Raw genomic sequence first — 10,241 nt, 5'->3', positions numbered from 1 at the left:
CAAGCGCTACATCGCCCGCGACCTCTACCGCCTACTTGAGCACCCGTGGACTACTTGACACCCATAGGAGCGTCGTCCGGCGCACCCCACCGATCCGGGTTCAGCCGGATCTCGATACCGTCCGCGGACACTTCCACCCCGCCGGCGGCGGGCCGGGTGCGCACCTGCTCTCCCGACTCCGCGTCCACGAAGACGAGGGGCGCACCGTCGGGCTGCAGGTGCGCGTCGCCGAACTGGATCAGCGCGAGGAAGACCGGCAGCAGATCCTGCCCCGCCGGGGTGAGCCGGTACTCGGCGCGGGCACGCGCCCCCGGCTCGCGGTACTCGGTCGCCACGATGAGGCCCGCGGCGGCGAGCTGCTTGAGCGCGCGCGAGACCGCGGGCGCGGAGGTCTCCGTCCGGGTCACGAGATCGTCGAACCGCGTCGTGCCGTAGAGCAGTTCGCGGACGACGAGGAAGACCGTCTTCGTGCTGAGCAGGTCCAGCGTGCGCGCAGCCGAGCAACCGTCGCCGATCGCCCACCTACCCCGGTCCCGCAGCCGCTCCTCGAACTCCATGCCCCGATCATAACTAACGCTTGCGTTAGTCAGGCGGCGATGCTTGAATCAAGCTGACTAACGTAGTCATTACTCAGAAGGAGTCGCCATGGTCGCCATCAAGGACGCCGTCGTCGTGGTCACAGGAGGCCGACGGGGCCTCGGGGCCGCACTGGTCGACGGTGCGCTGGCCCGCGGGGCGCGGAAGGTCTATGCGACCGGCCGCGGGCCGTTCACCGATCCCCGCCCCGAGGTCGTTCCGGTCGAGCTCGAGGTCCGTTCGGCCGAGTCCGCCGAGGCGCTCGCACGCCTCGCGTCCGACGCCGAGATCGTCTTCAACAACGCGGGGATCATGACGCCCACCCCGCTCGTCACCGGGGATCCGCGCGACATCGAGGCGATGTTCGACGTGAACGCCTTCGGGTTGCTGCGCGTGGCGCGGGCGTTCGCGCCCGTCCTCGCGACGAACGGAGGAGGCGCCCTCGTCGACATGCACTCGGTGCTGTCGTGGCTCGCCGGCTCCGGCGGGTACGGCGCCTCCAAGGCCGCCGCGTGGTCGATCACCAACTCCCTGCGGGCCGAGCTGGCCGCCCAGAACACCCAGGTCGTCGGCGTGCACGCAGGCTTCATCGACACCGACATGGTGTCCGCGATCCCCCTGCCCAAGGCGACGCCCGCCGCGATCGCCGCGGCGATCCTCGACGGTGTCGAGGCCGGCGACGTCGAGGTCCTCGCCGACGAGATCACCGCCGCGACGAAGGCGGCGCTGTCGGGCCCCGTCGAGGCCCTCGCCTTCCCCACGCCCGCCTGACCCCACACCGCATCGAGACCGAGGAACCGTCATGCCGCTCTGGAACATCCACCACACCGCCGCCGTCTTCACCCCCTCCGAGAAGGAGGCCCTGGCCGCCGCGATCGCCGATCAGTACGCGGCCATCGGCCTGCCCCGCTTCTACGTCGTCGTCCTGTTCCACGAGGTCGCGCCGGAGAACTTCTTCATCGGCGGCGTCAGCGCGCCGACCGCGGTGCGCATCGCCATCGACCACATCGCCCGGCACGCATCCGATTCGGCGAGCCGCACCCGGATCGCCGAGTGGGTCCGCGCGATGGTCGCCCCCTCGCTCGCGCGACACCCGGACCTGCAGTGGGAGTTCCACGTCGACGACACGAGCGAGGAGATGTGGATGATCAACGGCCTCGTGCCGCCACCCGCGCAGTCGGACGTGGAGCGGGGCTGGGCCGCGGCGAACCGGAGCTCCGCGTACTGACCCGATTGCGGTCACCGCGAGCACAACCGGTGACAGGTACCGCCGGCCGCGGATAGCTTCCGGTCGGTGAGTACCGCCACCGTCGACGACGCGCCCTCCCCGTCCGCCCCCGACCGCTCGCAGTTGCGGCGGGTGATCGCGGCGTCGCTGCTGGGCACCACGGTGGAGTGGTACGACTTCTTCCTCTACTCGACCGCCGCGTCGCTGGTGTTCAACAAGCTCTTCTTCCCCGACGCGAGCTCCTTCGTCGGCACCATGCTCAGCTTCGTGACCTTCGCCGTCGGCTTCGTCATGCGCCCCGTCGGCGGCCTCGTCTTCGGGCACATCGGCGACCGCATCGGCCGCCGGCAGACGCTCGCGCTGACGATGCTGCTGATGGGCGTCGCGACGGCTCTCTCATGGGCGCGCTGCCCACCGCCGGCCAGGTGGGCATCCTGGCGCCGATCCTGTTGCTGCTCCTGCGGATCGTGCAGGGCTTCGCCCTGGGCGGCGAGTGGGCGGGCGCGGTGCTGCTCGCCGTCGAGCACGCGCCAGAGGGTCGCAAGGGCCGCTTCGGCGCCGTCCCGCAGGTCGGCCTCGCGCTGGGCCTCGGGCTCGGAACGGCCGTCTTCGCCCTGCTGCAAACGGTTTTCGACGACGACCAGTTCCTCCGGTTCGGATGGCGCATCGCCTTCGCGGTCTCGATCGTGCTGGTGGTGATCGGCATCGTCGTCCGGCTGGCGGTCGACGAGACGCCCGCCTTCGTGGCGGCGCGCGCCACTCTCGACACCACCCGCACTCCCTTGCGCCAGCTGCTCGGCGATCCGGTGCTGCGCCGCAACACGATCGCGGGCTGCCTCGCGCGGTGGGCCGAGGGCAGCGCGTTCAACACGTGGGGCGTCTTCGCGATCACCTACGCCACGGCCACCCTCGCGATGAACAAGGTGGACGTTCTGCTCGCCGTCACCGTGGCCGCCCTGGTCATGGCGGTGGTCATCCCGTTCGCGGGCATGCTCGCGGACCGGATCGGGCCGGCGCGCGTGTACGGGACGGGCGTGCTGCTCTACGGGCTCGCCGTCTTTCCCGTGTTCGCACTGTTCGGCACAGCGTCGATCGTGTGGTTCACCGTCGGCCTGGTCATCGTCTTCGGCCTGATCCACGGCGTCTTCTACGCCGCGCAGGGCACGTTCTTCGCGAGCCTGTTCCCCACCGAGGTCCGCTACACGGGGCTGTCGGTCGTCTACCAGTTCTCGGGGATCTACGCCTCGGGCCTGACTCCCCTCATCCTGACCGCCCTCATCCACGGGGCCGACGGTGCGCCGTGGACGGCGGCGGGGTACCTGGTCGCGACCGCGCTCATCTCGCTCGCGGCGACGGTCTGGATCCGCAGGGTCGCGCAGCCCGCGGGTTCGACGCTCGACGCCTGACCACCTCCGGCACGGTGCGGGTGCGGCCGCAAAACCGCTGAGCATCGATCTGTGATGCATGCCACACTGCGTGCATGACGGCCCACATCCGCGAGTTCCACGACGACGACCTGGACACCATCGTCCGGCTCTGGGAAGCCGCCTACCACCGCGGAACGCCGCCGGTGTACTCCATGGCGGAGGTGATCGCCTCGTGCCAGCAGGACCACGCGATGGTCGCCACGGAGGGCGATCGCGTGGTGGCGGTCGCCGTCGGCCGTGCGGCGCACGCCCAGGGCTGGATCGTCTTCTTCGACGTCGCGCCCGATACCGATCCGGCCGTCGCGGGGCTCGTGCTCGACGCACTGGAACGACGCATGGCGCCGCTCGGGCTGGGCAAGCTGTCGGTGCTCACCGCGGGCGACGACGACGCCTCCGCCGCACTCTCGAAGAACGGCTTCGTCGTGCGCGATCCGGTCCGCTACCTGGAGCGGCCCATGCCCGTGCAGCGCCGAGAACTGGACCTGCTCAAGGAGGTCGGTGGACGACTGCTGCCGCGCCAGCTGTGGGACCGCGTGAGCGGGATGCGGCGGGAGAAGGAGATGCTCGAGCAGCGCCTCGTGACCCCGCTCGCCCGGCCCGACATGGCCGAGCGCTTCGGCGTCATGCCCCCGCACGCGGTGATGCTCTTCGGCCCGCCCGGGACCGGGAAGACCACCTTCGCGAAAGCCGTTGCCTCGCGCCTCGACTGGCCCTTCGTCGAGCTGTTCCCGTCCCGGCTCGCCGACTCCCCCGGCGGTCTCGCCGGGGCGCTGCGCTCCGCGTTCGAGGCGATCGCCTCCTTAGAGCACGCGGTGGTGTTCATCGACGAGGTCGAGGAGATCGCGTCGCATCGACGCGGCGATCCCCCGTCGCCCACGCAGGGCGTGACGAACGAGTTGCTCAAGCAGGTCGCCGAGTTCCGCGACCAGGAGGGGCGGCTGCTGGTGTGTGCCACCAACTTCGTGCGCGCCCTCGACGACGCCTTCCTGCGGCACGGGCGCTTCGACTACGTCATGCCGATCGGCCTGCCGGACGCGGACGCCCGCTCCGCCATCTGGGGCCGCTACATCCCCGACCACGTGGTCGGCACGGTGGACATCGCCGCACTCACTGCGGCCAGTGAGGGGATGACGCCCGCCGACATCGAGTACGCGGCCCGCCGGGCCTCGCAGGACGCCCTCGCGCGGGCGCTCGACGCGCCGGACGGCGCCCGCACCGAGGAGCTGAGCACCGACGACTACCTGGCCGCCCTGGGCGCCACCCGGGCCACCGTCTCCCCCGCCGTCGCGGCCGAGTTCTCCGAGGACATCGAGACCTACGCGCGCCTCTGACACCCGCGGACCGGCGCGACGAATTGGAACAAAGGAGCGCCGTCTGATACAGTTTCGAACAAGTTCGTGAGCGTGACTGTAAACCGCTCAGTGAAACAGAGGCCGGGGCGCGTTACAGGTGCCACCGGCCTCGCCCATATCCGGAGCAGGATGCTCCGCATCCCGCCTAGTCTCGGAGCATGTCCAGGCGAGCCCGCGTGACCGTGCCGGAGGCGGCACCGTCGGCGGCGAACGGCGCGCGGACGATCCCGGAACTCGAGACCCTGATCCGCACGTGCCGGGCATGCCCGCGCCTGGTCGCGTGGCGTGAGGAGGTCGCCCGCATCAAGCGCGCCGCGTTCGCCGACGAGGACTACTGGGGACGACCGGTGCCCGGATTCGGCCCCGTGGAGGCGCGCATCCTCATCGTCGGCCTCGCGCCCGCGGCGCACGGCGCGAACCGGACGGGCCGGATGTTCACCGGCGACCGCAGCGGCGACGTCCTCTTCGCCGCCCTGCACGCCGTCGGCCTGGCGAATCAGCCGCGGGCCGTGGCGATCGACGACGGGATGGAGCTGTTCGACGTTCGGATGAGCTCGCCCGTGCGCTGCGCGCCGCCGGAGAACAAGCCGACGCCGGCGGAGCGCCGTGCGTGCGCGCCCTTCCTCGCGCGCGAACTCGAGCTGCTCCCCCGCGCCCGGGTGGCCGTGGTCCTCGGCGCGTTCGGCTGGCAGGCGCTGTTCTCCGTGCTCGCCGACGGCGGCTGGCGCATCCCCAGGCCGCGGCCCGCGTTCGGGCACGGCGCCCGCGTGGACCTCGTCCATCCCGACGGTCGGTCGCTCGCCGTCCTCGGCTGCTTCCACGTGAGCCAGCACAACACCTTCACCGGGCGGCTCACACCGTCCATGCTGGAGGATGTCCTCCATCGCGCGCGGACGATCACAGGCGACGGTGCGGCGGAAGGGGCGACGATGACGGTCCGGGTCAAGCGGGTGTACGAGGCGGAGGCGGCGGGCGACGGCGAGCGGATCCTCGTCGATCGGCTGTGGCCGCGCGGGATCAGCAAGGACCGCGCCGATCTGGCGCAGTGGTGCAAGGAGATCTCGCCGTCCACGGAGCTGCGGAAGTGGTACGAGCACGATCCGGCGAAGTACCCCGAGTTCGTCGAGCGGTACCGGGCCGAGCTCGCCGAACCCGAGGCGGCCGCGGCGTTCGAGGGCCTGCAGGCCCGGGTCGACGCCGGGCCGGTCACGCTGCTCACCGCCTCCAAGGCGGAGGAGATCAGCCACGCGCACGTGCTCGCCGCGCTCCTGACCGGGCGCGACCCGCTCGTACGTTGACGGACCTAACTTCTCCGACCGGCACCGTCGGGCATCGTCCGACTGCTAGCGTCGCGCCGTGGCCGCGTTGTCCTTCCTCGACCGAGAGCACTCCGTCGCACCGCTGAACTACAACCGGTGGTTGATCCCTCCGGCGGCGCTGGCGATCCACCTCTGCATCGGGCAGGTGTACGCGACGAGCGTCTACAAGGACGCGCTGGTCAAACACTTCGACACCAACAAGACGATGATCGGCATCGTCTTCTCCATCGCCATCGTCATGCTCGGGCTCTCCGCAGCGGTCTTCGGCACCTGGGTGGACCGGGTCGGGCCGCGACGCACCATGTTCACGGCCGCTAGCTGCTGGGGCGCGGGCTTCCTCATCGCCGCAGCGGGCATCGCGACCGGCCAGCTCTGGCTCGTCTACCTCGGGTACGGCGTGGTCGGCGGCATCGGCCTGGGGCTGGGCTACATCTCGCCCGTATCCACCCTCATGAAGTGGTTCCCCGATCGGCCCGGGCTCGCGACCGGCATGGCGATCATGGGCTTCGGCGGCGGCGCGATGGTCGCCTCGCCGATGTCGAAGGAACTCATGAAGTTCTACGGCGGCGCCGAGGCCGGCGGCAGCGCGGTGACCAAGCTGTTCATCACGCTCGGCATCGTCTACTTCGTGGTGATGATGATGGGCGTCTTCACCATTCGCGTTCCCGCGCCCGGCTACGTTCCCGCGGGCTTCGATCCCGCGACCGTCACCTCCAAAGCGATGGTGAGTGCCGGGAACGTCTCCGCGGCCAACGCGATCAAGACGCCGCAGTTCTGGCTGCTGTGGATCGTGCTGCTGTGCAACGTGACCGCGGGCATCGGCATCCTCGAGCAGGCCGCCGACATGATCCAGGACTTCTTCCGCGACGACACCGGCGTCTCCGCCGTCACCGCGACCGTCGCCGCCGGCTTCGTCGGGCTGCTGTCGGTCGCAAACATGGCGGGCCGGCTCGGCTGGTCGACGACGTCGGACTACATCGGCCGCAAGCCGACGTACATGGTCTACCTCGGCGGCGGAATCCTGCTGTACCTCGGGCTCGCGACCATCGGCGCCACGTCGACCGCGCTGTTCGTGCTGTTCTGCGCGGTGATCATCTCGTTCTACGGCGGCGGCTTCGCGACGGTGCCCGCCTATCTCCGCGATCTCTTCGGGACCTACCAGGTGGGCGCGATCCACGGCCGGCTCCTGACCGCGTGGTCGACGGCGGGCGTGCTCGGCCCGCTCATCGTCAACCGGGTGTTGGACTCGAAGAAGGATCGCGTCGACGAGGCAGGCAAGGCGATCCCGCTCGAGGCGGCCGACTACCACCTCGCGCTCTACATCATGGTCGGCGTGCTCGTGGTCGGCTTCCTCGCGAACCTCGCCATCCGCCCCGTCGCCCAACGGTGGCACGAGCAGGGCACCGTCGTCGATGCGGTCGACGCCGCGCACGCACCCAAGGAGACCCGATGACCGACACCGGATCCGACGGACGGCACCCCGTCCAATTGGTCGTGACGTGGACCTTGGTCACGATCCCGCTGCTGTACGGGCTGTACAACGCCGTCGACGCGGCGCTGCAACTCTTCCAGGGCTGAGGCGCGGCGACCGATCAGCGGCCGCGGCGGAAGAAGCCGCGCCGCGGGCGTCGGGGCTCCGGCGGGATGAGCGCCTCACGGAAGCGATCCGCGAAGCCCGCGATGGCCCGCTGCTCGTCGTCGAGGAGACGACTGTTCCCGCTGGTCACCTCGACCGCGATCGGCGTCCCCGGCCCTACGCCGAGATCGTCCCAGCAGAGCGAGAGATTCTGCGCCAGCAGACGCCGCTCGCCCACGATGAGGTAGATCCTCGAGGCGTACCGGGAGCTCTCCCAGCTCAGACGAGCGGCGCGATCGGCATCGAGATAGCCGTGCGCGACGAAACGCTCCAGGTACACGGGACCGACGGTACGCCGCTCAGTCGCGTTCCGCCGCGTTCCCGACCCGGGCCGTCACCGGCGGGGTGAGCGACCAGATGGTCAGGTACGCGAGCCCGAAGAACGCCGCCACTGCGACCGCGACGCCGGTGGACTGGACGTAGGAGAACGGGGAGGTCACCCAGTCGAGCGTCGCGATCACGACGGCGTCCGGCCGCGTCACCAGATCCCACGAGTTCCACCGCTGGAACCGGCCGATCACCACCCCGATCGCGCACAGCCCCACCGACAGCACGACGGCGAGCCACCCCCAGCGCGCGCCGAACTCCCGCTGCAGGCGGCGATGCACCAGGAGCATCGAGACGACGCCCAGCAGGATCCCCGTCCACGCGGCGAAGCCGTACTGCAGCACGTGCCGCCACATGTTCTCGTCGTCGCCGAGGTGGACGAGGTCGGTCACCAGGTACGGCGAGTTGGGGAGGAATGCCAACCAGCCGAGGCCGAGCGGCACGAGCGCCCACCGGCTACGGACCGTCGCGAAGCCGACGGCGAAGACCATCGGGATCCACGCGAGGAAGAGGTTCCAAATGAGGAAGCGGCTGGGGTAGGTGAGCGGGGCCGAGGTGTCGGTCGTCCCGAGGACCACGGTGAGCGCCGTCGTGGCGAGCAGGGAGGCCAGCAGCAACACGGCGCGCGTTCTCGTCATCAGATCAGTTTGCCAAAGCACTCGGAGTCGTTAACAAAGGTCAGGTCTGACCATCCGCGACTCGTGACACGACCACTCCTCGTCGACCTGGACGGCACCGTCGAGCTCGAACCGGTGCTTGCGGTAGAAGGCGAGCGCTCTGGCGTTGCCCGTCGCCAGCCACAGGTACGCCCCGCACTCCCCGATCACCGCGTCCAGGAGGTCCGCCGCCACTCCCGTGCCGTGGTGGCCCGGTAGGACGTTCAGGGACCAGAGCTGCGTGGTCGACGGTGCGCCCACGTCGCGCGCGGGACCGCCCGTCGCGAAACCGACGATCCTCCCCGTCGCCGTGTGCACGGCGCAGCGAGTACGGACGCCCTCCGATTCCTGACGATCCAGCCCGCCGATGATCCGTTGCCAGCGTTCCGTCCCGTCCGCCACGGTGAGGGCGTCGAGCTTCACGCGGTCCACCAGGCCGGGGTAGGTCGCCTTCCAGACGCGGACGTGCACGTCGGCGAGCGCTCGAGCGTCGCCGTCCTCGAGCCGCCGGATGAGGTAGCCGGCACCCGCGTCACTGCTCAGGACCATGCGGTGAACAGTAGTTCCGACTCACCCGCGCTGCCCGCCCCGCGGAAAAGCGATTGCCCGCTCCGCGGCAGCGCCCGTACCGTCGGTGCCGACTCCGCCCAAGTCGCGTCTACCCGGTAAGGACGCGACCTACCCGCGATGGTGAGGGTGGCCGCCCGTTCGAGCCGGGCCGGAGCCGGAGGGCTCACATCGACGCGGGCGTAGTCGGGGTCCTCGCCACGGGTACTCTCTTACCTGGTCGCGCGAGCGATCACGGGATGTGGCGCAGCTTGGTAGCGCATTCGCTTTGGGAGCGAAGGGTCGCAGGTTCGAATCCTGTCATCCCGACAGAACACAGGACCAGTCGCGAGGAAGCGTGAGTCCGACTGAAGGTCGCGGTAATTCAGCGCTCTCGTGTCCAACGATCAACATGCCATGCCCCATCCTCGAAAAGCAGGTCCACCCGGACATTCTCATGATTCACACCCGGACGAATATCTTTGTCGTAGTAGGCCACACTCTTGATGTAGCTGTCACCCCCGCGATTGAGGTCGACCGCAAATTTTCTGCTCGACAGGTTGGGCGCCATCCCGTTACGGAAAATCATGGCCTTGAGGTACGCCTGCGCGTCAGCCTCACACCTTCCGCACAACTCAGCCACCAGCGAGTCCGACAAGAATGATTGCGTTGACTGAGACCGCTCCAATGCGTTGACCAGCATGTCAACAGCAATCCGAGCCAAGGCCTTGTCTTCGTAAGGATTCCATTTCTCACGACTTCCACCTGGCACTGCATCTCCTGTACTTGTCGTCGTTTTCGTTCCAGGCAACGCCGGGTGTGAGACCTGGGCCCACGACGAGGTAGCCGATTCGTACGTGCACCCTAAGCCTGTCATCCCGACGGAGACCGTCCTGCCCTCTGCCCGGCCCCCGGCAGTCTGTAACGATTCGACCACCCCCGGCGATATGCCCGACGACCAGCCGTACCCCGATCCGTCGTGCGCGGTGCCGTGCCGACGATGCGCGCCCGCTTCCACCGGTACCCCGCGCCGGAGTAACAACGACGATCCCGACACAGGAGGGACCAGCCATGCGCTGCGGAACCGCACTCGCCGGCCGCTACGAACTCCTCCGGCTCATCGCCACCGGTGGCATGGGTCAGGTGTGGGAGGCGATGGACACACGGCTCGACC

The 10,241-nt window shown here is 69.5% G+C and carries 12 protein-coding genes, 1 tRNA gene and 2 pseudogenes; 9 read left to right on the top strand and 6 right to left on the bottom strand.

The genetic code is table 11. From position 1 onward, the window contains the following. Positions 1 to 50: 50 nt before the first annotated feature. On the bottom strand, positions 51 to 557 hold the full coding sequence (locus tag ACLQ3K_RS26355; protein WP_426002273.1) for a winged helix-turn-helix transcriptional regulator: 507 nt from the start codon (positions 555 to 557) through the stop codon (positions 51 to 53). 88 nt (positions 558 to 645) lie between these two features. Here ACLQ3K_RS26355 and ACLQ3K_RS26350 point away from each other — a divergent pair, with 88 nt between their 5' ends. Together ACLQ3K_RS26350 and ACLQ3K_RS26345 are read left to right on the top strand one after the other, a co-directional pair. Then, positions 646 to 1,347: an SDR family oxidoreductase gene (locus ACLQ3K_RS26350; protein ID WP_426002272.1), complete on the top strand. Its 702-nt coding sequence runs from the start codon at positions 646 to 648 to the stop codon at positions 1,345 to 1,347. A gap of 31 nt (positions 1,348 to 1,378) precedes the next feature. Then, positions 1,379 to 1,804, top strand: coding sequence for a tautomerase family protein (locus ACLQ3K_RS26345; protein ID WP_426002271.1), 426 nt, complete (start codon positions 1,379 to 1,381; stop codon positions 1,802 to 1,804). Between the two features lie 11 nt (positions 1,805 to 1,815). Here ACLQ3K_RS26345 and ACLQ3K_RS26340 read toward each other — a convergent pair whose 3' ends face one another. Continuing rightward, positions 1,816 to 1,965, bottom strand: a complete 150-nt coding sequence (locus ACLQ3K_RS26340; RefSeq protein ID WP_426002275.1) for a hypothetical protein — start codon at positions 1,963 to 1,965, stop codon at positions 1,816 to 1,818. Here ACLQ3K_RS26340 and ACLQ3K_RS26335 point away from each other — a divergent pair. The 6 genes and pseudogenes from ACLQ3K_RS26335 to ACLQ3K_RS26310 all read left to right on the top strand — a co-directional run bounded on the left by ACLQ3K_RS26335 (position 1,928) and on the right by ACLQ3K_RS26310 (position 7,480). Next, a pseudogene (locus tag ACLQ3K_RS26335) lies at positions 1,928 to 3,210 on the top strand (MFS transporter). The gene ACLQ3K_RS26340 and the pseudogene ACLQ3K_RS26335 overlap by 38 nt on opposite strands. 74 nt (positions 3,211 to 3,284) lie before the next feature. Then, on the top strand, positions 3,285 to 4,562 hold the full coding sequence (locus ACLQ3K_RS26330) for an ATP-binding protein (protein ID WP_224645532.1): 1,278 nt from the start codon (positions 3,285 to 3,287) through the stop codon (positions 4,560 to 4,562). Between the two features lie 179 nt (positions 4,563 to 4,741). Continuing rightward, positions 4,742 to 5,482 (top strand): annotated as a pseudogene (locus ACLQ3K_RS26325) (uracil-DNA glycosylase); the annotation flags it as partial. Between the two features lie 30 nt (positions 5,483 to 5,512). After that, positions 5,513 to 5,881 carry a DUF488 domain-containing protein gene (locus ACLQ3K_RS26320; RefSeq protein ID WP_426002274.1) on the top strand — a complete coding sequence of 123 codons (369 nt, stop codon included), beginning with the start codon at positions 5,513 to 5,515 and terminating at the stop codon, positions 5,879 to 5,881. Between the two features lie 58 nt (positions 5,882 to 5,939). Then, a complete protein-coding gene (locus ACLQ3K_RS26315; protein WP_426002270.1) occupies positions 5,940 to 7,355 on the top strand; it encodes an OFA family MFS transporter in 1,416 nt (471 codons plus the stop codon). Next, positions 7,352 to 7,480 (top strand): MFS transporter small subunit, encoded by a 129-nt coding sequence (locus tag ACLQ3K_RS26310; RefSeq protein ID WP_255602921.1) that lies wholly within the window; start codon positions 7,352 to 7,354, stop codon positions 7,478 to 7,480. The genes ACLQ3K_RS26315 and ACLQ3K_RS26310 overlap by 4 nt, the downstream gene beginning before the upstream one ends. Before the next feature lie 14 nt (positions 7,481 to 7,494). Here ACLQ3K_RS26310 and ACLQ3K_RS26305 read toward each other — a convergent pair whose 3' ends face one another. From ACLQ3K_RS26305 to ACLQ3K_RS26295, 3 genes are read right to left on the bottom strand one after another with little or no spacing between them, the layout of a single operon-like run. Further along, on the bottom strand, positions 7,495 to 7,818 hold the full coding sequence (locus ACLQ3K_RS26305) for a hypothetical protein (protein WP_426002269.1): 324 nt from the start codon (positions 7,816 to 7,818) through the stop codon (positions 7,495 to 7,497). 19 nt (positions 7,819 to 7,837) lie between these two features. Then, positions 7,838 to 8,503 (bottom strand): DUF1361 domain-containing protein, encoded by a 666-nt coding sequence (locus ACLQ3K_RS26300; RefSeq protein WP_426002268.1) that lies wholly within the window; start codon positions 8,501 to 8,503, stop codon positions 7,838 to 7,840. 30 nt (positions 8,504 to 8,533) lie between these two features. Next, entirely contained in the window at positions 8,534 to 9,070 is a 537-nt protein-coding gene (locus ACLQ3K_RS26295; RefSeq protein ID WP_336670675.1) for a GNAT family N-acetyltransferase, read from the bottom strand. A 253-nt stretch (positions 9,071 to 9,323) separates the two neighbouring features. On the opposite strand from ACLQ3K_RS26295, the gene ACLQ3K_RS26290 reads away from it, so the two are divergent. Next, positions 9,324 to 9,397 (top strand) — tRNA-Pro (locus ACLQ3K_RS26290). 55 nt (positions 9,398 to 9,452) lie between these two features. On the opposite strand, the gene ACLQ3K_RS26285 is transcribed toward ACLQ3K_RS26290, so the two are convergent. Further along, the gene (locus ACLQ3K_RS26285) at positions 9,453 to 9,770 is read right to left on the bottom strand and encodes a hypothetical protein (RefSeq protein WP_426002267.1); all 318 of its coding nucleotides are present in this window, start codon (positions 9,768 to 9,770) and stop codon (positions 9,453 to 9,455) included. Positions 9,771 to 10,241 lie beyond the last annotated feature (471 nt).

The sequence above is a fragment of the Tsukamurella sp. DT100 genome, assembly GCF_049844855.1.
Lineage (GTDB): Bacteria > Actinomycetota > Actinomycetes > Mycobacteriales > Mycobacteriaceae > Tsukamurella.
The sequence above is the reverse complement of the archived record's forward strand: the minus strand, read 5'-3'. Positions and strand labels throughout refer to the sequence as shown.